The organism is Bradyrhizobium sp. SPXBL-04, from assembly GCF_051853035.1.
GTDB lineage: Bacteria > Pseudomonadota > Alphaproteobacteria > Rhizobiales > Xanthobacteraceae > Bradyrhizobium > Bradyrhizobium zhanjiangense.
In genome coordinates this window covers 6,059,106-6,081,152 of the sequence record NZ_CP182472.1, presented here as the reverse complement: position 1 = coordinate 6,081,152, position 22,047 = coordinate 6,059,106, and the positions used below count along the sequence as shown (strand labels likewise).

Genomic DNA, 22,047 nt, shown 5'->3' with positions numbered 1-22,047 from the left:
ATGATCCGTGAGTTCTCTGCCGGCAACTATCGTTTCATTCCGTCCGTGTTCCAGTACTCGGCGGGTGCCGCCGCAGATGACGGCTACGAGATCGAGCGCGTCCGGTTCGACCGCCTGGTGCCGCTTGCGGAAGGATTTGCGCTGGCGGCGAAGTTCATCCAGCAGGCCGGGCGGCCGTTGACGGCATTCTGTGCCTGCGAATTGCGCTCGCCGGCGGCTTTCAGCGAGGAAGGCTTTCGGGCGTTCAACCTGCACTATGTGAAGACGCTGTCGGAATGGGGCATCTTCGACGGCACCACCAATCCGGTGGCACGCAGCAATGTCTGTCCCGAGATCGATCCGCCCTCCGAGCCGTCATTTTATGCGTTCTCCTTCACGCGCCCAACCCGCTCGACAGCGCCGAGCTTCGTGATCGCCGGCGGCGCCGAGGCACGCGAGGGCAGCGGGACCTATGTCGAGCGCACCGTGCGCTACCGCGATCTCAGTCCGGAGGGACTTCGCGAGAAGGTGCGCTTCACCACGACGTCGCAGATGGAGAACCGGATGGGGGCCTTCGGCTTCGGCTGGAAGGACACGACCGGCGTGCAGGCTTATTCGGTGCACGACTTCCACCACGCGCTGGTCGACGAGCTGGTCCGTCGCGGCGCGCTGCGCTCCGGCCTGACCTGGCATTTTGCCCGGCCTCCCGTGGTCGATCTCGAATATGAGATGGATTGCCGCCGCGTGATGCGGGAGGTGGTGATTTGAGATCCTCATCCTGAGGAGCGGCCGCCAGGCCGCGTCTCGAAGGATGGCTACAGGTGACAGTCGGGCCTTCATGATTCGAGACGCGCGTATCACCATGAGGGACAGCTAGCGCTGGCGCGGGTCGAGTGCGTCGCGCAGGCCGTCGCCGAGCAGGTTCAGCGACAGCACCACCAGGAAGATCGCAAGCCCCGGCCAGATCGCCATCCAGGGCGCCTGGGTCAGGAAGCGCTGTGCGGCATTGAGCATGCTGCCCCATGACGGTGCCGGCGGCTGCTGGCCGAGGCCGAGGAAGGACAACGCCGCTTCGGCGATGATGGCCGCCGCGATCGATAGCGTCGCCTGCACCAGCAGCGCCGGCAGGATGTTCGGCAGGATATGCGAGAACGCGATCCGCCACGGCGGATTGCCGAGCGCGCGCGCGGCCTCGACATAGTCCTCGGCCTTGACGCTGAGCACCTGGCCGCGGGTCAGGCGGATGAAGATCGGGGTCGCCGAGATGCCGATCGCGATCATGGCATTGCCGAGGCTCGGGCCGAGGAATGCCGCCAGCGCAATCGCCAGGATCAGGAACGGGCAGGCGAGCATCGCGTCGGTGATCCGGCTGATCAGCGCATCGGTGAAGCCGCCGCGATAGCCGGCGAGGAGGCCCAGCGGCAGGCCGATGCCGAGCGCGATCGCCACCGAGATCAGACCGGCGAGCAGCGAGGCGCGCGCGCCGTAGATGACGCGGCTCAGGATGTCGCGGCCGAGCTCGTCGGTGCCGAACCAGTGCGCGGCGGTCGGCGGCTTGCGCACCAGGCTCCAGCTCGTCGCGACGGGATCATAGGGAACGACGACCGGTGCAAGCACCGCAAGAAGGATGAACGCGATGATCACGATGAGGCCAAATACAGCGGCCTTGCGCTTGAACAGACGCCGCCGCGCGCGGCGTGCGGGGCTGTCCGGCTCGTGAGCTTGCGTGATGGAACTGGCGAGCGCCGTGTCAGTCATGGCACTAGCCCCGTAGCCGCGGATTGACGAGGATATAGGCGACGTCCGCAATGAGATTCAGCGTGATGTAGACCGTGGCCGTCACCAGCACCACGCCCTGCACGACCGCATAGTCGCGGTTGAACACGGCATCCACGATCAGCTTGCCGAAGCCGGGGATGGAGAAGATTTGTTCGGTCAGCACCGCACCCGACAAGAGTGTGCCGAGCTCGAGCGCGCCGAGCGTGATGATGGGCGTCAGTGCGTTACGCATCGCGTGCTTGAGGATGACCGACCGTTCCGACAGTCCCTTGGCGCGCGCAGTACGGACATAGTCGCTCTCCAGCACCTGGAGCATGGCGCTGCGGGTATGACGCATCAGGATCGCGGCAATCGCATTGCCGAGCACGAAGGCGGGCATGATGGTGGCCGCCAGGCTCGCGCGCCAGTTTTCGGTGAGCGGCACATAGCCCGAGGCCGGCAGCCAGCCGAGCTCGATCGAGAACAGGAAGATCAACATGATGCCGAGCCAGAAATTCGGCGTGGAGATGCCCCACAGCGCGAAGAAATTGGCGCCGTAGTCCCAGGCGGTGCCTTTCTTCACGGCCGCGACGATGCCGGCGGGAATGCCGATGCAGAATGCGATCAGGATCGCCATCGAGCCGAGCTGCAGCGTCACCGGCAGCTTCTGCGTGATCAGCTCGCGCACTGGCATCTTGTTGCGCAGCGACTCGCCAAAGTCGCCCGACAGGACGCCCTTGATCCAATAGGCATACTGCACGGGAACCGGTTGATCGAGCCGGTACTGATGCCGGATCTGCTCGATCACCGCAGGATCGCGCTCTTCGCCCGCCATCACCAGCGCGGGATCGCCCGGCAGCAATTGTTGCAGCGAGAAGATCAGCACCGACACGAAGAACAGCGTCGGCACGATCTGCACAAGGCGGCGGGCGAGGAAGTTCAGCATCCCTTCGGCGTCACTTCAGCTTGAGACCGACCACGCGCACGAGGCCGTCGGGCATCTGCCTGTAACCTTCGAGCTTGGTCGTGTGCGCGATGATGATGCGGCGATGATAGATGTAAAGGAGGGGCTCTTCCTCCTGGACCAGTTTCGCCAGAGCTTCGTAACTGGCCTTGCGCTTGGCGGGATCGGTCACCGCTCGCGCATCCTCCAGCGCCTTGTCGGCCTGTGCATTGTTCCACGCGCCGTAGTTCTGCGGCGCACCGCTGTGCAGGAAGACGTAGGTGTTGCCGTCGGGATCGACGCGGCCGCTCCAGGCGAGCATGTAAGCCTGGTAGTCGCCGGCCTCAGCCTGCTTGAGCCCGGTCGCGAATTCGGTGAGGCGGATCTTCATGTCGAAGCCGGCTTCGGCCGCCATCGACTGGATCACCTGCGCCGGCGTCTCCGTCTCGGCGCCCTTCGGCACCAGGAAGTCGACGCTGACTGGCGGCGTCACGCCGGCTTCCTTCAGCAGCGCCTTGGCTTTCTCGACATTGCGGGGACGGACCGGAAGGGATTTCTGATAATAGGGATGATCAGGATTGACCCATTGATTGCCAACCTGAAACTCGCCGTTGAACACGACCTGGTTGATCGCCTCGCGGTCGATGGCGAGATCGAGCGCCTGTCGCACCTTGGCGGACTGGCTGAGCGGCCCCTTGGCCTTGTCCTTGCCGATGTTGAGGGTGACCCCCTGATAGCCCAGCTCGATGGCGGTCGCGACCTTCAGCCGCGAATCCGCGCGAACCTCCTTGAGGTCGGTGGCGAGCACGCGCTCGATCAGGTCGAGTCCGCCGGACTTCAGATTCGCGAGCCGCACCGTGGCATCGACGATCGGCTGGAACACGATGCGGTCGATGAAGACGTTGTTCTTGTTCCAATAGTCGGCGAACTTCTCGAACACGATGCGGTCCTGCTGCACGCGCTCGACGAATTTGTAGGGACCCGCGCAGACCGGACGCAGGCCGAACTTATCGCCGGCTTCCTTCGCCGCCTTCGGCGACACCATCATGCCGGCACGATCGGTGAGCTGGGCGAGCAGCGGCGAGAACGGCGACTTCAGCACCAGCTTGATGGTGAGGGGATCGACGGCGTCGATGTGGTCGACCGAGGCCAGCTCTGGCTTGCGGAAGGAGCCCGGGAAGGTCAGGTGGCGCTCCAGCGAGAACTTGGCGGCCTCGGCATCGAACGGCTCGCCGTCGTGGAATTTCACGCCAGGGCGGAGCTTGATGACGAGCGCTTTGCCATCATCGGCCGTTTCGCTGGACAACGCGAGCTGGGGCACGATGTTGAGCTTCTCGTCGATGTCGAACAGCTTATCGCAGAACGCGGAGAACACGATGCGGCCGACATAGGTGCGCGCCATCGATGGATCGAGGATGTCGGGGTCCTCGGCAAGACCGATGCGCAGTGTGGTTTGGGCTTGCGCTGTTACGACCGACAGCAGGAAGGCGGTGGCCGTTGCGGCCAGGCGAAACATCTTCATCGGACAATTCCTATTGCTTCGGCTACGTCGCTGTGGGCGCGGTGTCTTGTATACCAACCCCGGAGACGGCTGTGCCTTCCGTCTTTTGGCTGAAGGCCGCGACCAATTTTGCAAGTGCTGGCGAAAACCCGCCGGCCGCCGGCAGGATGGCGTCGGCAGACGGCAGCTCGCCTACGCGGTGACAGGCGGCGGCGTGGCCCGCGCGGTCCGCCACGAGCTCCGGCGTCTCGGTGCGACAGCGCTCGATAACGAAGGGGCAGCGGGTGTGGAAGCGGCAGCCGGCCGGCGGATTGAGCGCGCTCGGGATCTCGCCCGTCAATAGGACCGCCGTTCGCTTCGCTTTCGGCTGTGGCAGGGGGATCGCGGACAACAGCGCCCGGCTATAGGGATGGCGCGGTGCTGCGAAGAGCGCGTCGGCCTCCGCGGTCTCGACGATCTGGCCGAGATTCATCACCGCCACGTGGTCGGCGATGTGCTTGACCACGGCGAGGTCATGCGAGACGAAGATGTAGGCGAGGCCGAGCCGGTCCTGGAGCTCGCACAGCAGATTAAGGATCTGCGAGCGGATCGAGACGTCCAGCGCCGAGACCGGCTCGTCGCAGATGATCAGCTTCGGCTCGACCGCGAGCGCACGGGCGATGGCAATGCGCTGGCGCTGACCGCCGGAGAATTCATGCGGATAACGCTGCGCCAGCCGCGGCTCCAGCCCGACCAGCCGCAGCAGCTCCACGACGCGCTCGCGCCGTTGCTTCGGCCGTACCAGATCGTGCAGCGCCAGCGGCTCGGTCAGGATCTGGCCGACGGTCATGCGCGGATTGAGCGAGGCGTAGGGGTCCTGGAAGATGATTTGAGCTTCGCGGCGGAAGGCGCGGAGTGCATTGGCGTCGAGGGAGAGAAGATCACGGCCGTCAAAGCGTACCGTGCCCGCATCCGGCTCGATCAGCCGCAGCACCAGGCGGCTGACGGTGGATTTGCCGCAACCGGACTCGCCGACCAGGGCCAGCGTCTTGCCGGCTTCGACCGAGAAGGAGACGCCATCGACGGCTTTGACATGCGCCCGAGCGCGGCCGAACAGCGAGCGTTCGGCGACGAAATGCTTGACCAGGCCTTCGACCTCGAGCAGTGCCATCACGACACCAGACGTTCGAGCGGCGCGCGGATGCAGCGCGACAGGTGACCGGGGCTGACTTCGATCAATGGCGGCGGCGCCTTGGTGCAGGCGTCCAGCACGAACGGGCAGCGCGGGGCGAAGCGGCAGCCGACGGGCGGCTGCGCCATGTTCGGCACCATGCCTTCGATCGTGGCGAGTTGCTCGGCGCGATGGTCGAGGCGCGGGATCGAGCCGAGCAGGCCGACGGTGTAGGGATGCTGCGGTGCCGAGAACAATTCGTCCACCGGCGCGCGCTCGACGATCTCGCCGGCATACATCACCGCGACCTCGTCGCAGACCTCGGCGACGACGCCGAGATCATGCGTGATCAGGATGATGGCGGCACCGCTCGCGGCCTTCAACTCCCGCATCAGCTCCAGAATCTGGGCCTGCAAGGTGACATCGAGCGCCGTGGTCGGCTCGTCAGCAATCAAGAGGCGCGGATCGCAGGCAAGCGCCATGGCGATCATCACGCGCTGGCGCATGCCGCCGGAGAGCTTGTGCGGGAATTCGTCGATCCGACGCTCGGGTGAGGGGATGTGGACGCGGCGCAGGAGCTCGATCGCCCGCTCGCGCGCATTGCGCTGCGAGCCGCCGCGATGGCGCAGGATCGTCTCGATGATCTGGTCGCCGATGGTCAGGCTCGGGTTGAGCGAGGTCATCGGCTCCTGGAAGATCATCGCCAGACGGTTGCCACGCAGGTCACGTAGCGTCTGGTCCGGCGTCTGCGACAGGTCGAGGCCCTCGAAGCGGATCGTGCCCGATATCTCCGCGCTTTGCTTCGGCAGCAGGCCCATGATCGCCAGCGACGTCACGCTCTTGCCGCAGCCGGATTCGCCGACGAGGCCGAGCGTGGCGCCATTGGCGACGCTGAGATCGACGCTGTCGACCGCATGGGTGATACGGCCATCGTCGCCGTGGAAGCGAATGCGCAGATCCGTGATCTCGATGAGGGGACTGGCGCTCATGACTGTCTTGCGCGGGCTGCTTTGATGCTGGCGTCGATGACGCTGCGATCGGTGTTGCCGGCCGGGTTCTGCCGTGTCGGCATGGAGGCGCGGAAGTGCACCCAGAGCTCGTGGCTGACCCGCTCAAGTCGTTCGAGTTCCCCGAGCGGATCGGGATGATCGTCAGCGCGAATGTCCAACGCCGGCCATTCCTCCTCGCCATGGATCAGCAGCGCCGCCGACTGCTTGCCCCGCTTGTCACCGCCGGCGGCTTCGCCTGCGCGCATCGCCGCGAGCAGACGGCGCGGGAAGGGCAGGCTGTCATTGGCGATGTAGGTCTTTGCGGTCTCGTCGAGCACGTCGGCGCCCGCAAGCATGTTGCCGGCGATGGAGAAGCCGCTGCCCGCGATGTGTCCGCACCAGTCGATACAATCGCGCCCGGTATGCGGGGCGATCTCGCCGCTCGCGTCCATGATGTGGATCTGGCGGCTTTCGCGGCCGTCGTCGGCAGCGAGCAGCGCGGCAAGCACGTCGTGTGCATTGAGGCCTTCGCGCAGCAGCTTGACGCCGTCGATGCCGTAATAGGGATTGACCAAGGCCTGCGTGGCGATTGCCCCGAGTCCAGCGGCAATGTACGGGACACGCGCGCCCACGGCGAAGAAACGCGTCGCAACGGCAATGCCGAACTGGTCGGTGGCAGGATCTCGCGCGATGATCGACCAGGTCATTTTCTGCCCATCAGCGTCCTACGGCGTAGCCCTGCATGCCGCGGGGATTTGCGGCAGCGCGCCGGCGCACGCCGACGCGCGAGGCCGCGGTGAGGCGGCCTTCCGACCAGTCGGGACCGACCTCGACGATGTGCCCGCGCTCGCGAAGGTTCTCGATCGTGGCCTTCGGCACGCGGTTCTCGACCACGAGCACGCCCGGTCGCGCGGTGCGCGGCCAGAACGAGATCGGAAAATGCTCGGAGTGCCAGGCCGGCGCGTCGATCGCCTCCTGGAGATTGAGGTTGCAATGGACGTGGCGCAGGAAGAACTGCGTGATCCACTGGTCCTGCTGGTCGCCGCCGGGCGAGCCCCAGGCCAAGTACGGCTCGCCATCGCGCAGCGCCATGGTCGGCGACAGCGTGGTGCGCGGCCGCTTGCCAGGCGCGAGCGCCGCGGGATGGTCCTCCTCGAGCCAGAACATCTGTGCGCGGCTGCCGAGACAGAAGCCGAGCTCGGGAATGATCGGCGAGGATTGCAGCCAGCCGCCCGACGGCGTCGAGGACACCATGTTGCCGGACTTGTCGATGATGTCGAAATGCACGGTGTCGCCGCGCACTTCGCCGAAGCGCCCCACGGTCGGCTCGCCGGCACCGAGCGCGCCGACCGCCTCGCGCTGGCCCTCGGCGCGGCGAAGCTTGACCACGCCGCCAAAGCCCTCGACCGAGCCGGGGCGGAAGTCGAGCGAGGCCTTTTCGGTGACGAGCTTGCGGCGCTCGTCGTTATAGGCATCCGACAGCAACGTCGTGATCGGGATCTCGTTGAATTTGGGATCGCCGTAGAACTTTTCGCGGTCGGCGAATGCCAGCTTGGCGCATTCGATCTGGAGATGGATGAACTCCGGCCCGGTCGGATCGAGCCCGTCGAGCGCAAAGCCTTTCAAGAGAGCGAGCTGCTGGAGCGTAACCGGGCCCTGGCTCCAGACGCCGGCCTTGCAGACGGTGTAGCGACCGTAATCGTAAGTGAGCGGCGCCTCGATCGTCGGCTGCCAGCGTGCCATGTCGTCGGCCGAGAGGACGCCGCGATGCGGCGAGCCGCTAACGTCCATGACCTCCTGGGTGCGGCAGAATTTGTCGATGGCTTCCGCAACGAAACCTTGCGACCAGGCTTTTCGCGCGCGCTCGATCTCGGCGTCGCGGCCGCCACCGCCGCTCTCGGCCTCGCTGAGAATGCGGGTATAGGTCGCAGCCAGCGTCTTGTTGGTGAACAACGTTCCGGGCCTCGGCACCTCGCCATTCGGCAGGTAGACGCCGGCCGAGGTCGGCCAATGCTTGCGGAACAGCTGCTCGACGGTCTGGATCGTGGCGCAAGCGCGCTCGACCAGCGGATAGCCGTCACGCGCATAGGAGATCGCGGGCTCCAGCACATCGCGCACACGCATTGTGCCGTAGTCGCGCAGCAGCATCATCCAGGATTCGAAGGTGCCGGGAACGCAGGCGGCGAGCAGACCGGTGCCGGGCACCATGTCGAGGCCTTCGCTCTTGTAGTGCGCGATGGTGGCGCGTGCCGGTGCCGGGCCTTGACCGCAGATCACTTCGGTGCGGCCGCGCTTGACGTCATGGACGATGACAGGCACGTCGCCGCCGGGGCCGTTCAGATGCGGCTCGACCACCTGGAGCGTGAAGGCGGTGGCGACACCGGCGTCGAAGGCGTTGCCGCCCTTCTCCAGGATGCTCATGCCAACGGCGGTCGCAATCCAATGCGTGGTGGCGACGACCCCGAAGGTGCCTTCGATCTCCGGCCTCGTCGTGAACGGATCGGGATTGATTTTGCTGGTCATGGGCTACCTCATTTGCGACGCGCGCAATTGATCACAGGGCCACGCCGCCGCCAAATGCGCAGGCTGCATGGCACGCGCGCGTCACGCCGGGACCGGCGCGGTGTTGACCGCGTGGCAGGCGACGCCGTCGATCAATTCCGGCGTGTCCTTGCGACAGAGATCGAACGCCAGCGGACAGCGCGGGTTGAAGGCGCAGCCGGAGGGGGGATGTATCGGGTTCGGGATCTCGCCTTTCACCGGAACGCGCTGGCGGCCGCTCATGGCGAGATCTGGCACGGCACCCAGCAGCATCTTGGTGTAGGGCATGCGCGGACGGGCGAACAGCTCGCGTCCTTCCGCGATCTCGACGATGCGGCCGAGATACATCACGCCGACCCGGCTCGCCATGTGGCGGACCACGGCGAGGTTGTGGCTGATGAACATGTAGGTCAGGCCGAACTTGTCCTGGAGATCGCGCATCAGATTCAGGATCTGGGCCTGCACGGAGACGTCGAGGGCCGAGGTCGGCTCGTCGCAGACGATGAACTCGGCGTCCGATGCGAGCGCGCGCGCGATCGCGATGCGCTGACGCTGGCCGCCGGAGAACTCGTGCGGAAATTTCAGCCTGTCGTCGGGGTGCAGGCCGACGAGGCTGAGCAGCTCGCCGACGCGAGCCTGGATGTCGCGTTCGCCCTGGATCAGGTCGAAGGCGCGGATCGGCTCGGAGATGATGGCGTCGACCCGGAAGCGAGGGTTCAGGCTGGCATAGGGGTCCTGGAAGATCATCTGGATGCGGCGGCGTAGCTTCCGCCGCGCCGACGCCTGTCGCGGATCGGTCATCGACACGCCGTCGATCAGCACATCGCCAGAACTCGGCGGCAACAGGCCGACGACCATGCGCGCCACCGTCGTCTTGCCGGAACCGGATTCGCCGACCAGGGCGAACGTCTCGCCCTTCCTGATCTCGAAGCTAACGTGATCGACCGCCTTGAGGTATTCGAGACGCCCACCTTCGAGCACGCGGTTGAGCCATGGCTTCGAGACGTCGAAGACGCGGCGCAGATTGGTGGCCTGGACGAAGGGAACGCTCATGCCGCGCTCTCCGCGGGCACATTGTCATAGAGGTGGCAGGCAACCGACTGCGCGCCACGTGGGAGCGGCTCCGGCCGTTCCACCCGGCAGCGGTCGAAGGCGAAGGCGCAGCGCGGATTGAACGAGCAACCCGGCGGAATCGCCGACAGGCGCGGCATGGAGCCGGGAATCTGCACGAGACGCTTGTCGTCTCCGGCCAGCGTCGGGATCGCGCCCATCAGCCCCCTGGCGTAGGGGTGCAGCGGATTCTTCACGACGTCCTGCACCGGACCGATCTCGGCGATGCGGCCGGCATACATCACCGCGACCCGGTCCGACGTCTCCGCGATCACGCCCATGTCGTGGGTCACCAGCATCACGGCGGTGCCGTGGTCGCGCCCGAGCCGTTTGATCAGGGAGATGATCTGCGCCTGCACGGAGACATCGAGCGCGGTGGTCGGCTCGTCTGCGATGATCAGTTCCGGCTCGGCGCAGATCGCCAGCGCAATCACCACGCGCTGGCGCATGCCGCCGGAGAATTCGTGGGGATAGCCGTCGATGCGCTTTTCCGGCGCGGGAATGCCGACTTCGGCCAAGAGATCGATGGCGCGGCGGCGCGCCTCTTGTTCGGAGAGATTGAGGTGGGTCCGGATCGTCTCCACGATCTGGTCGCCGACCCGGTAGAGCGGATTGAGCGAGGTGAGGGGATCCTGGAAGATCATGCCGATGCGCTTGCCCCGGATGCGGCGCATCTCCTCCGGCGGCAGATTGTCGATGCGCAGGCCCGCGAGATGAATCTCGCCGCCGGCGATGCGGCCGGGCGGATCGATCAGGCCGATCACCGAGAGGCCGGTGACGGACTTGCCGGCGCCGGATTCGCCGACCACGCCGAGCACCTCGCCCTTGGCGATGTCGAAGGAGACGCCGTCGATGGCGCGCAGCGTGCCGCGGCGGGAGGCGAACTCGACCTGGAGGTTGCGCACGGAGAGAACGGGTTCGGTCATGGGCGAGGCATACTCATCGAAGTTTTGGATTGAGCGCGTCGCGCAGCCAGTCGCCGAGCAGATTGATCGACAGAATCAGCGCCGCGAGCGCGAGCCCTGGAAAGGCGACGATCCACCATTCGCCTGCGAACAGATAGCCATTGCCGATGCGGATCAGCGTGCCGAGCGACGGCATGGTTTCGGGCATGCCCGAGCCGAGGAACGACAGCGTTGCCTCGGTGATGATGGCGAGCGCGAGATTGATGGTAGCGATCACGAGGATCGGTCCCGTGGTATTCGGCAACACGTGGCGCAGCATGATCACGGGGGCGGGCAGGCCGATCAATTGCGCTGCTGCGACATAATCCTTGTTCTTCTCGACCAGGACCGAGCCACGCACAGTACGCGCGTACTGCACCCAAAAACTCAGGCCGATCGCGAAGACCAGAACCGCCAACATGCTCATCTCGTCGAGCTTGTTGCCAAAGACCGATTTAGCGATGCCGTTGATCAAGAGTGCAATCAGGATGGCCGGGAAAGAAAGCTGCACGTCGGCGATGCGCATGATCAATCCATCCACTGCGCCGCCGAAATAACCCGCCGTCAGCCCGAGCAGGATGCCGAGTACGCCAGACAAGACCACGCCGAGGACGCCGACGAGCAGCGAAATGCGCAGGCCGTAGAGGATCGCGGACAGCACGTCACGGCCCTGCTCGTCGGTGCCGAGCAGGAACGGGCTCTGACCGTCGGCGGTCCAGAGCGGCGAGATGCGAGAATTCATCAACTGAAGCTGCGCCGGATCGAATGGATTCTGCACCGACAGCACCGAGGCGAAGATCGCGAGCAGGAAGAACAGAAGCGTTACCCCCGCAGCGATCATGGTGATCTTGGAGCGGCGGAACGAATAGAACAGGTCGCTGTCGAGCGCGCGCCTGAACCAGCCAGGTGCGGCCGCGGCGCGCTTCTCGACACTATGCGGAACGACGGCCTCACTCATGTCAGTGCGCCCGGCTGACCGTCGAGCGCAGCCGCGGATCGACGATGGTGTAGAGGATATCAACCACGAGATTGATGGTGACGAAGATCAGGGAGACCATCATCAGGTAGGCCGCCATGATCGGGATATCGACGTTCTGAACGGCCTGCACGAACAGGAGCCCCATGCCCGGCCACTGGAACACGGTCTCGGTGATGATTGCGAAGGCAATGACCGAGCCAAATTGCAGGCCTGCCACGGTGATGACAGGAACCAGCGTGTTGCGCAGCGCGTGACCGAAATGGATCGCCCGCGTGGTCAGTCCGCGCGCACGGGCGAAGCGGATGTAGTCCGTCCGCATCACTTCCAGCATCTCCGCGCGCACGAGGCGCATGATCAGCGTCATCTGGAACAGGCCAAGTGTGATCGCGGGCATGATCAACGCTTTCAAGCCCGACAACGTCAGAAGGCCGGTCGTCCACCAGCCGATATGCACGACGTCGCCCCGCCCGAACGAAGGCAACCAGCCGAGCGTCACCGAAAACAGGTAGATCATGAGAATACCGATCAGGAAGGTCGGCAGCGAGATGCCGATCAGCGAGACGGCTTGAAATATGTGCGCGAGCCAGCTGTCACGGCGCAGCGCCGAATAGACGCCCATCAGGATGCCGCTGACCATCGCGAAGATGGTGGCGCAGATCGCGAGCTCCAGCGTCGCGGGCATCCGCTCCATCAGCAGATTGTTGACGGGGAGGCGGAACTGGTAGGACACGCCGAATTTGAACTGCGCGGCGTTGCCGATATAGCGGCCAAACTGCACGAGAACGGGGTCGTCGAGGCCGAGCGATTTGCGGATCGCGGCGCGTTCAGCGCCCGACGTGTCCATCCCGACCATCTGGTTTACGGGATCGCCGGCAAATCGGAACATCGAGAACGCGATGATCCCGACGGCGATCATGACACCGATGGCCTGGATGGCCCGGCGCAGTGTGAAAGCGAGCATCTGTTCCTTTCACATCTCTTTAGCAGCACGCATCATTGCGTTAACCCGAAACGGCAAGTCCCGGAAGCCAAGGCTTCCGGGACTTCACAACTTGTCGACACTTACTCTTCCTGCTTGGTCGCCCAGTAGAGCATGACCATGTTGTCCGCACGCTGGGTCAGCTTCACCTTCTTCGACACGCCCCAGGCGAGCGCCTGCTGGTGCAGCGGCACGTATGCCCAGTCCTTCATCGAGAGCTCGAAGGCCTGCTTGATCAGGAGATCGCGCTTGGCCGTGTCGGATTCCACGAGAACCTTGTCGGCGAGCTCGTCGAACTGCTTGTTGCAATAGCCGGCGAGATTGGCTTCGCCGCGGTTGGGATCCTTGGGATCGTCCCGGCAACCCATGATGTCGTGCAGCACGTTCTGGGAATCGAGCGTATCCGGGGTCCAGCCCAGCATGAACAGCGAGGTCTTGTAGCCGCCGGGCTTGAGCACCTTGGCGAAATATTGGGCCTTGGGCTGCGCCAGAAGATCCACCTTGATGTTGATGCGGGCGAGCATGCCGACGATGGCCTGACAGATCGCGGCGTCATTGACGTAGCGATCGTTCGGGCAGTCCATCGTCACCTCGAAACCGTCGGCATAGCCGGCGTCGGCAAGGAGCTTCTTGGCGGCGTCGGGATCGAATTTCGGCCGGGTGAAGCCCTTCGACGGATAGATCTCCGGTGCGACCATCAATGCGGACGGCGTGGACAGCCCGCGCATGACGCGGTTCTTGATCAGGTCGACATCGATCGCCCGGTAGACGGCTTCACGGACGCGAACGTCCTTGAACGGGTTCTTGCCCTTGACGTTGGAATACAGGAGCTCGTCGCGCGCCTGATCCATGCCGACGAAGATGGTGCGGAGCTCAGGTCCCGTCAGCACCGTGGCGTTGGGGCTCGCTTTGACGCGCTCGATGTCCTGCACCGGTACCGGCTCGATCACGTCGACTTCGCCCGACAACAGCGCCGCAACACGGGTGGCGGGGTTGGCGATCGGCGTAAAGATGATCTCCTTCAGATTATGTTCCGGCTTGCGCCACCAGTTCGGGTTGACCTTGAAGACGGTCTTCACGCCCGGCTGATGGCTTTCGATGACGAACGGACCGGTGCCGTTTTCATGGAGCGACGCATAGCTCGGAGTCGTGGCGGCCGCTGGCGTCGGTGCCACCGCATCGTTCGCCTCTGCCCATTTCTTGTCCATGATGTACCAGGTCGCCCATAGCGCCGTCAGGATCGGATTGGGCGAGGTCAGGATGAAATCGACGGTGTAATCGTCGACCTTGACGACCTTGGCATCGGCGGGAACGCGGCTCTGGAAATTCGAGCCTTTTGCTCGTACGCGCTCGGCCGAGAACACCACGTCGTCAGCGGTGAAGGGGTCGCCATTGTGGAATTTCACGCCCTTGCGCAGGTGAAAACGCCAGCGTGTCGGTTCCGGCGTCTCCCAGCTTTCGGCGAGCGCCGGGACGATCTTCAGGTCCTTGCCGCGGGCGACCAGGCCCTCATAGACATGACCGAGATGCGCGCTGGTGGTCGACTCGTTCAGCGTGTAGGGATCGAGCGACTTGAGCTCACCCTGGTTGGCGTAGCGCAGCGTCTGGCTCGACGCCGGCGAGACCGCCAACGCAAGCGCACCGGCGAGCGTCGCCGCAAACAAACTTCGTCCGACTGACATTCTTGACCCTCTCCACTCGCCCCGACCGTCATTTTTGATTGTTCGGCGGGGCCGATCGATCCATGTTGCCCAGAGTTCACGACCCGTGCAAGCGCCATTCCAGCAAGGAACGCGCCAAGTTGCACCGCTGTGCAGCAATGCTGCCCGGCAATCTAGGGGAGGCTGGCGCGCAAACGACATCCGACTTTCGACCTGTGAAGTCCTCCGGAACGATGGAGATGGGCCCTGGCGGCCCTCTTCGTTTCAGCCGTCCGCTGCGGTCGCGCCGGACAATGGTCGCGCCGGACAATTTGATTGACCATTCCCGTCGATTGCGAAAGCCGGTCGCCGCAGCTTCCCCTCAGGTCGCTTGCGTCGCACCACAACTCGCGGCGATACTGGCGGCAGGCCGCTCGAATCTCATCAGGAGGGGATATGAAAGTTAACATCGAAATCGACTGCACCCCCCTCGAGGCCCGCCAATTCTTTGGATTGCCCGACGTGTCGCCGATGCAGACGGCGGTGATGGACAAGCTACAGCAGCAGGTCTTGAGCAACATCGACAAGGTCTCGCCCGAATCGTTGGTTCAGAGCTGGTTTACATACGATCCCAAGCTCGCCGAGCGATTTCAGGACATGTTCGTCGCGATGGCCGGCCTCGGCGGCACGCGCAGTAGCGACAAGAAGAAATAGTGTCGTCAGGGCCGGACGGGACGCTGGATCCAGGCCGGCTTCGTCCGCCGGGTGTCGGACTGCTGCTTGCCGAGGCGCGGGGCCTGTTCGAACTCAATGCGAGCCTGCTGCTGTCACCGCTGCTGATGCGCGCACCAAGGGGCGACGGCCATCCGGTGCTGGCGCTACCGGGCTTCCTCGCCAGCGATCTCTCGATGGCACCGATGCGGCGCTATCTCAGCGAGCTCGGTTACGAGACACATGCCTGGCGGATGGGCCGCAATCTCGGCGGGCTCGGACGGATGCGGGACGCCTTGCGCGTTCGTCTGGGCGAAATCCATGCCGCGTCCGGACGCAAGGTCAGCCTGGTCGGATGGAGCCTCGGCGGCGTCTATGCCCGTGATCTCGCACTTCAGGCGCCGGAAATGGTCCGCTATGTCGTCACGCTCGGTAGCCCTTTTGCTAACGACGTGCGGGCGACCAACGCCACGCGGCTGTACGAGGCGCTGTCCGGCGAGCGGGTCGAGGATTTTGCCGAACAGCGCGAGGCGATCGCCGGCGATCTGCCGGTGCCTACGAGCTCGATCTATTCGCGCGCCGACGGAGTCGTGAACTGGCGGACCTGTCTGCTCCGTCCCTCCGATCGTGCCGAGAACATCGAGGTGCACCTGGCGAGCCATATCGGGCTCGGGGTCAACCCCGCGGCGCTATGGGCCGTGGCGGACCGCCTGGCGCAACCGGAGGGAGAATTCTGGCCATTTGACCGGGCCGGGCCGTTTGCCATTGCATATGCCCCGCCGGAACAGGCAGTATCGGCCTGACGAGAAGCGCCGACCAAGGCGCCCGTCGAAATCCTGCGGGAGGGAACTATGGCTGACGGGAAGAAGCTGTCGTCGCTGGACGCGTCGTTTCTCTATCTGGAAACGCCGGAAATGCCGATGCATGTCGGCAGCATGGCGATCTTTCGCCTGCCCGACGATTACAAGGGCGACTTCTTCGAAGACTTCAAGGCGATGATCGTCTCGCGCCTGCACATCGCGCCGATCCTGAAGGCGCGGCTGGAGAAGGCGCCGCTCGACATCGATCATCCCTCCTGGGTCGAGGACGACCAGTTCGACATCGACCGCCACATTTTCCGCGCCAGCCTGCCGCAGCCACGCGACCGCGCCACGCTCGAACGCATTGTCGGCTGGATGCATGCCAAGCTCCTGAACCGGGCCCGTCCGCTCTGGGAGTTCTACGTGTTCGAGGGTATGAAGGACAACGAGGTCGGGCTTTATTCCAAGATGCATCATGCCGCCATCGACGGCGGCGCCGGTGCGGCCCTGACCAACATGATCTACGACATCTCGCCGATCCCGCGGAAAGTCGATCCACCGACGGCAGGGGCCAAGCCCGGACAGGAGCCGCGCGACATCGCCGCCAACCTGCTCGATTCCTATCAGCAGCTCTTCAGCCAGCCGCTCGATGCGTCGGCGGCCGCGAAGAACCTGCAATTGCCGCGCACCGGCAAGAGCGACATCGGCTCGATCCTGTTCGACAACGCGATGTACCAGATCGAGAGCGCGGTTCGCTTTGCCGGTAACATCCCGACCGTGCTCAAGAGCGTCTCCGACGTGCTCGGCAAGGTCGCCGACCCGAAGTCGCGCGAGAGCCTCGCCAGCATGGTATCGCCGCCGACCATGCTCAACAAGACCATCTCGTCGGAGCGCAGCTTCGCCGGCGTATCGATTTCACTTTCACGGGCGAAGGCGCTAGCCAAGCAGGCCGGCGGCAAGCTCAACGACGTGGTGCTGGCGCTCGCCTCAGGCGTGGTCCGCCGCTATCTGCAGCAATATGGCACGCTGCCGGCGAAATCCCTGACGGCTGCCGTGCCGATCTCGCTGCGCGAGGAGGGCAACACCGAGGCCAACAACCAGGTGTTCGGCATGATCTGCTCGATCGCGACCAACATCGCCGATCCAAAGGCGCGGCTCGAAGCGATCATCGCGCAATCGACCAAGTCCAAGGAGATGTCGCATCCGCTGCGGGCACTGATGCCGCAGGTCTCGAATATCTCGATGCTGGGCGCACCGATCATGGTGCAGATCCTGGCGCTGCTCTACAGCCGCTCCAACCTGTCGGACGTGCTGCCGCCGGCCGCCAACATCACGGTGTCCAACGTGCCGGGACCGCGGCAGACGCTCTATGCCGCAGGGGCCGAGCTGCTGCACATCTTCCCGGTGTCGATCGCGACGCATGGGCAGGCGCTCAACATCACCGTGCAGAGCTATCGGGACCAGCTCGATTTCGGCTTCATCGTCGGCGCCAACATCATTCCGCATGTACAGGTGATGTGCGACATGCTGCCGGAAGAGTTCGCCGCACTGGAGGCGGCCTATGTGCCGCCCGCGGCCGACGTCAAGAGCGCTGCCGAGTAGGAAGGTCGCCATGATTGAAATGCCACCGCTCAAGTTCGCGACGACGAACGGAATCCGCATGGGCTATTACGAGGCTGGCCCGGCCGATGACGAGCCGCCGATGGTGCTGTGCCACGGCTGGCCCGAGCTCGCCTTCTCCTGGCGCCACCAGATCAAGGCGTTGAGCGAGGCCGGCATCCGCGTGATCGCGCCGGACCAGCGCGGCTACGGTGCGACCGACCGGCCCGAGCCGGTCGAGGCCTACGACATCGAGAACCTGACCGGCGATCTCGTCGGACTGCTTGATCATCTGCAGATCGACAAGGCGATCTTCGTCGGTCACGACTGGGGCGGCTTCGTCGTCTGGCAGATGCCGTTGCGGCACATTGACCGGGTCGCCGGCGTGGTCGGCATCAACACGCCCCACACCAATCGCGCCTGGGCCGATCCGATCGAGCTGTTGCGTGCACGCTTCGGCGACAAGATGTACATCGTGCAGTTCCAGGATCCGGCGCGCGAGCCGGACAGGATTTTCGGCAGCCGTGTCGAACAGACCTTCGATGCGTTCATGCGTAAGCCGGTGCCGCGCCCGGCCGACGCGCCGCCGGAGGAGGTGGTCGCCGGTGTCGGTGCTTCGCCGCGGCTCAATCTGGCATTTCCGCAGATGATTGCCGCCTATGACGCGAAGCACGATCCGCGTACGCCGATCCTGTCGCCGGAAGAGAAGAAAGTCTTCGTCGATGCCTTCACCAGAACCGGCTTCACCGGCGGCATCAACTGGTACCGCAACATGTCGCGCAACTGGACGCGTGCCGAAGGGCTCGATCATACGGTCCGCGTGCCGTCGATGATGATCATGGCCGAGAATGACGCGGTGTTGCCGCCATCCTCCGCTGATGGCATGGACAAGCTGATTCCCGATCTCGAGAAGTATCTCGTCAAGGACAGCGGCCATTGGACGCAGCAGGAGAAGCCGGAGGAGGTCAGCGCCAAACTGATCGAATGGCGTAGAAGGCGGTTTGGCTAGGTCGTCATTGCGAGCGAAGCAATCCAGGAATGCGTCCGCGGAGAGACTCTGGATTGCTTCGTCGCGAGAGCTCCTCGCAATGACGAGGGTTACTGAGGGGGAAACGCTTTTCATGTCATCCAAGAACAGACTGGACCCGATCCCGCATCCGCCGACCAAGCCGGTGGTCGGCAACATGTTGTCGCTGGACTCGGCCGCCCCCGTGCAGCACCTGACGCGGCTCGCCAAGGAACTCGGTCCGATCTTCTGGCTCGACATGATGGGCTCGCCGATCGTCGTTGTCTCCGGCCATGATCTCGTCGACGAGCTCTCCAACGAGAAGCGCTTCGACAAGACGGTGCGCGGCGCGCTGCGGCGTGTGCGTGCGGTCGGCGGCGACGGCCTGTTCACGGCCGATACCAAGGAGCCGAACTGGAGCAAGGCGCACAACATTCTGCTCCAACCGTTCGGCAACCGCGCCATGCAGTCCTATCATCCGAGCATGGTCGATATCGCCGAGCAACTCGTCCACAAATGGGAGCGGCTCAACGCCGACGACGAGATCGACGTCGTCCACGATATGACCGCATTGACGCTTGATACGATCGGCCTCTGCGGTTTCGACTACCGCTTCAATTCGTTCTACCGCCGCGACTACCACCCCTTCGTCGAGTCGCTGGTGCGCTCGCTCGAAACCATCATGATGACGCGCGGTTTGCCGTTCGAGCAGCTCTGGATGCAGAAGCGGCGCAAGACCTTGGCCGAAGACGTCGCCTTCATGAACAAGATGGTCGACGAGATCATCGCAGAACGCCGCAAGAGTGCGGACGGGATCGACGACAAGAAGGACATGCTGGCCGCGATGATGACCGGCGTCGACCGCGCGACCGGCGAGCAGCTCGATGACGTCAACATTCGCTACCAGATCAACACCTTCCTGATCGCGGGCCACGAGACCACCAGCGGCCTGTTGTCCTACACGCTCTATGCACTGCTCAAGCATCCGGACATCCTCAAGAAGGCCTATGATGAGGTCGACCGCGTCTTCGGCCCCGACGTCAATGCGAAGCCGACCTATCAGCAGGTGACGCAGCTCACCTACATCACGCAGATTCTGAAGGAGGCGCTGCGGCTGTGGCCGCCGGCGCCGGCCTATGGTATCTCGCCGCTCAACGACGAGACCATCGGCGGCGGCAAGTACAAGCTCAGGAAGGGCACCTTCACCACCATCTTGGTGACGGCGTTGCATCGCGATCCCAGCGTCTGGGGACCGAACCCGGATGCGTTCGATCCCGAGAATTTCAGCCGCGAAGCGGAAGCGAAGCGGCCGATCAATGCCTGGAAGCCGTTCGGCAACGGCCAGCGCGCTTGCATCGGCCGCGGCTTTGCCATGCACGAGGCTGCGCTTGCGCTCGGCATGATCCTGCAGCGCTTCAAGCTGATCGATCACCAGCGCTATCAGATGCACCTCAAGGAAACGCTGACGATGAAGCCGGAAGGCTTCAAGATCAAGGTGCGCCCACGCGCCGATCGCGAGCGCGGTGCTTACGGCGGGCCCATCGCGGCTGTGGCCTCGGCACCGAGGGCGCCGCGCCAGCCGACCGCGCGGCCGGGCCACAACACGCCGATGCTGGTGCTGTACGGGTCCAATCTCGGCACCGCCGAGGAGCTGGCGACGCGTATGGCTGATCTCGCCGAGATCAACGGCTTTGCCGTTCACCTTGGCCCGCTCGACGATTACGTCGGCAAGCTGCCGCAGGAAGGCGGCGTGCTGATCATCTGCGCCTCCTATAACGGCGCGGCGCCTGACAATGCGACGCAGTTCGTCAAATGGCTCGGCGGCGACTTGCCGACGGATGCCTTTGCCAATGTGCGCTACGCCGTGTTCGGCTGCGGCAATAGCGATTGGGCTGCGACCTATCAGTCGGTGCCGCGCTTCATCGACGAGCAATTGTCGGCGCATGGCGGGCGCGCCGTCTTCCCGCGCGGCGAAGGCGATGCGCGCAGCGATCTCGACGGCCAATTCCAGAAATGGTTCCCGGCGGCTGCCCAGGTCGCGACCAAGGAATTCGGCATCGACTGGAATTTCACCCGCACCGCGGAGGACGATCCGCTTTACGCGATCGAGCCGGTGGCGGTGACTGCCGTCAACACCATCGTCGCCCAGGGCGGCGCGGTGGCGATGAAGGTGCTGGTCAATGATGAGCTTCAGAACAGGAGCGGGGCCAATCCATCGGAGCGTTCGACACGCCACATCGAGGTGCAACTGCCGTCCAACGTCACCTATCGCGTCGGCGACCATTTGAGCGTCGTTCCGCGCAACGACCCGACACTGGTGGATTCGGTCGCCCGCCGCTTCGGCTTCCTGCCGGCCGATCAGATCAGGCTTCAGGTGGCCGAAGGCCGCCGTGCGCAATTGCCGGTCGGCGAGGCCGTGTCGGTCGGCCGTCTGCTCAGCGAATTCGTCGAGCTGCAGCAGATCGCGACGCGCAAGCAGATCCAGATCATGGCCGAGCACACCCGCTGCCCGGTCACCAAGCCGAAGCTGTTGGGCTTCGTCGGCGAGGAGGTCGAGCCGCTCGAGCGCTACCGCGCCGAGATCTTGGCCAGGCGCAAATCGGTGTTCGACCTGCTGCTCGAATATCCGGCCTGTGAATTGCCGTTTCACGTCTATCTGGAAATGCTCTCGCTGCTGGCGCCGCGCTACTACTCGATCTCGTCCTCGCCGTCGGTCGACCCGGCGCGATGCAGCGTCACCGTCGGCGTGGTCGAAGGTCCGGCAGCCTCCGGTAGCGGCACCTACAAAGGCATCTGCTCGAACTATCTCGCCAACCGTCGCGCGGGCGATGCGATCTATGCGACCGTGCGCGAGACCAAGGCCGGTTTCCGGCTTCCCGATGATTCATCCGTGCCGATCATCATGATCGGGCCGGGCACGGGACTTGCCCCATTCCGCGGCTTCCTTCAGGAGCGCGCCGCGCGCAAGGCGAAGGGGGCCACGCTCGGTCCCGCAATGCTGTTCTTCGGCTGCCGCCACCCCGGCCAGGACTTTCTCTATGCGGACGAATTGAAGGCGCTGGCGGCAAGCGGCATCGCCGAGCTCTTCACGGCGTTCTCGCGCGCGGATGGACCCAAGACCTATGTGCAGCACGTACTTGCCGCGCAGAAGGACAAGGTCTGGCCCCTGATCGGGCAGGGCGCCATCATCTACGTCTGCGGCGACGGCGGTAAGATGGAGCCCGACGTGAAGGCAGCGCTCGTCGCGATCCACCGCGAGAAGAGCGGCAACGATGCCGCGGCCAGCGCACGCTGGATCGAGGAGATGGGTGCGAAGAACCGCTATGTGCTGGACGTCTGGGCGGGCGGATAGGGCGAGATTGTAGGGTGGGTTAGCCTTGCGAACGCGCGAAGCGCAGTTCGCTGGGTGTAACCCCAT

Annotated in this window: 18 protein-coding genes; 6 read left to right on the top strand and 12 right to left on the bottom strand. The window is 64.5% G+C overall.

The features are described from left to right. Positions 1–747, top strand: a complete 747-nt coding sequence (gene cnbZ, locus ACNJX8_RS28850) for a 2-amino-5-chloromuconate deaminase CnbZ (protein WP_249760459.1) — start codon at positions 1–3, stop codon at positions 745–747. Between the two features lie 105 nt (positions 748–852). Here the strand turns inward: cnbZ and ACNJX8_RS28845 are convergent, their stop codons facing one another. The 12 genes from ACNJX8_RS28845 to ACNJX8_RS28790 all read right to left on the bottom strand — a co-directional run bounded on the left by ACNJX8_RS28845 (position 853) and on the right by ACNJX8_RS28790 (position 14,555). Continuing rightward, positions 853–1,737 (bottom strand): ABC transporter permease, encoded by an 885-nt coding sequence (locus tag ACNJX8_RS28845; protein ID WP_439357567.1) that lies wholly within the window; start codon positions 1,735–1,737, stop codon positions 853–855. A gap of 4 nt (positions 1,738–1,741) precedes the next feature. Beyond that, a complete protein-coding gene (locus ACNJX8_RS28840) occupies positions 1,742–2,683 on the bottom strand; it encodes an ABC transporter permease (RefSeq protein ID WP_439357566.1) in 942 nt (313 codons plus the stop codon). A gap of 10 nt (positions 2,684–2,693) precedes the next feature. Next, the gene (locus tag ACNJX8_RS28835) at positions 2,694–4,202 is read right to left on the bottom strand and encodes an ABC transporter substrate-binding protein (RefSeq protein ID WP_439357565.1); all 1,509 of its coding nucleotides are present in this window, start codon (positions 4,200–4,202) and stop codon (positions 2,694–2,696) included. 22 nt (positions 4,203–4,224) lie between these two features. Next, a complete protein-coding gene (locus ACNJX8_RS28830) occupies positions 4,225–5,331 on the bottom strand; it encodes an ABC transporter ATP-binding protein (protein WP_439357564.1) in 1,107 nt (368 codons plus the stop codon). Continuing rightward, positions 5,331–6,320, bottom strand: a complete 990-nt coding sequence (locus tag ACNJX8_RS28825) for an ABC transporter ATP-binding protein (protein ID WP_439357563.1) — start codon at positions 6,318–6,320, stop codon at positions 5,331–5,333. The genes ACNJX8_RS28830 and ACNJX8_RS28825 overlap by 1 nt, the downstream gene beginning before the upstream one ends. Beyond that, positions 6,317–7,027, bottom strand: a complete 711-nt coding sequence (locus ACNJX8_RS28820) for a DUF1028 domain-containing protein (RefSeq protein WP_439357562.1) — start codon at positions 7,025–7,027, stop codon at positions 6,317–6,319. The genes ACNJX8_RS28825 and ACNJX8_RS28820 overlap by 4 nt, the downstream gene beginning before the upstream one ends. A gap of 10 nt (positions 7,028–7,037) precedes the next feature. Beyond that, positions 7,038–8,843 (bottom strand): gamma-glutamyltransferase family protein, encoded by a 1,806-nt coding sequence (locus tag ACNJX8_RS28815; RefSeq protein ID WP_439357561.1) that lies wholly within the window; start codon positions 8,841–8,843, stop codon positions 7,038–7,040. A gap of 81 nt (positions 8,844–8,924) precedes the next feature. Continuing rightward, positions 8,925–9,914: an ABC transporter ATP-binding protein gene (locus ACNJX8_RS28810; RefSeq protein ID WP_128939706.1), complete on the bottom strand. Its 990-nt coding sequence runs from the start codon at positions 9,912–9,914 to the stop codon at positions 8,925–8,927. After that, positions 9,911–10,897, bottom strand: a complete 987-nt coding sequence (locus ACNJX8_RS28805; RefSeq protein ID WP_439357560.1) for an ABC transporter ATP-binding protein — start codon at positions 10,895–10,897, stop codon at positions 9,911–9,913. Before ACNJX8_RS28805 ends, ACNJX8_RS28810 begins: the two co-directional genes overlap by 4 nt. Before the next feature lie 13 nt (positions 10,898–10,910). Further along, a complete protein-coding gene (locus ACNJX8_RS28800) occupies positions 10,911–11,873 on the bottom strand; it encodes an ABC transporter permease (protein ID WP_128935116.1) in 963 nt (320 codons plus the stop codon). A 1-nt stretch (position 11,874) separates the two neighbouring features. Further along, positions 11,875–12,855 (bottom strand): ABC transporter permease, encoded by a 981-nt coding sequence (locus tag ACNJX8_RS28795; RefSeq protein WP_128935115.1) that lies wholly within the window; start codon positions 12,853–12,855, stop codon positions 11,875–11,877. Between the two features lie 101 nt (positions 12,856–12,956). Continuing rightward, complete coding sequence (locus ACNJX8_RS28790) at positions 12,957–14,555, bottom strand: ABC transporter substrate-binding protein (RefSeq protein WP_439357559.1); 1,599 nt, start codon at positions 14,553–14,555, stop codon at positions 12,957–12,959. Between the two features lie 414 nt (positions 14,556–14,969). Here ACNJX8_RS28790 and ACNJX8_RS28785 point away from each other — a divergent pair, with 414 nt between their 5' ends. The 5 genes from ACNJX8_RS28785 (at position 14,970) to ACNJX8_RS28765 (ending at position 21,981) form a co-directional block, all read left to right on the top strand. Further along, complete coding sequence (locus ACNJX8_RS28785; RefSeq protein ID WP_091891548.1) at positions 14,970–15,227, top strand: DUF6489 family protein; 258 nt, start codon at positions 14,970–14,972, stop codon at positions 15,225–15,227. Beyond that, positions 15,227–16,027, top strand: coding sequence for an alpha/beta fold hydrolase (locus tag ACNJX8_RS28780; protein ID WP_128939707.1), 801 nt, complete (start codon positions 15,227–15,229; stop codon positions 16,025–16,027). Before ACNJX8_RS28785 ends, ACNJX8_RS28780 begins: the two co-directional genes overlap by 1 nt. Before the next feature lie 48 nt (positions 16,028–16,075). Continuing rightward, complete coding sequence (locus ACNJX8_RS28775) at positions 16,076–17,626, top strand: WS/DGAT/MGAT family O-acyltransferase (RefSeq protein ID WP_128935112.1); 1,551 nt, start codon at positions 16,076–16,078, stop codon at positions 17,624–17,626. Between the two features lie 10 nt (positions 17,627–17,636). Next, a complete protein-coding gene (locus ACNJX8_RS28770) occupies positions 17,637–18,632 on the top strand; it encodes an alpha/beta fold hydrolase (protein ID WP_439357558.1) in 996 nt (331 codons plus the stop codon). Between the two features lie 112 nt (positions 18,633–18,744). Further along, positions 18,745–21,981: a bifunctional cytochrome P450/NADPH--P450 reductase gene (locus tag ACNJX8_RS28765; protein WP_439357557.1), complete on the top strand. Its 3,237-nt coding sequence runs from the start codon at positions 18,745–18,747 to the stop codon at positions 21,979–21,981. The last annotated feature ends 66 nt before the right edge of the window (positions 21,982–22,047 follow it).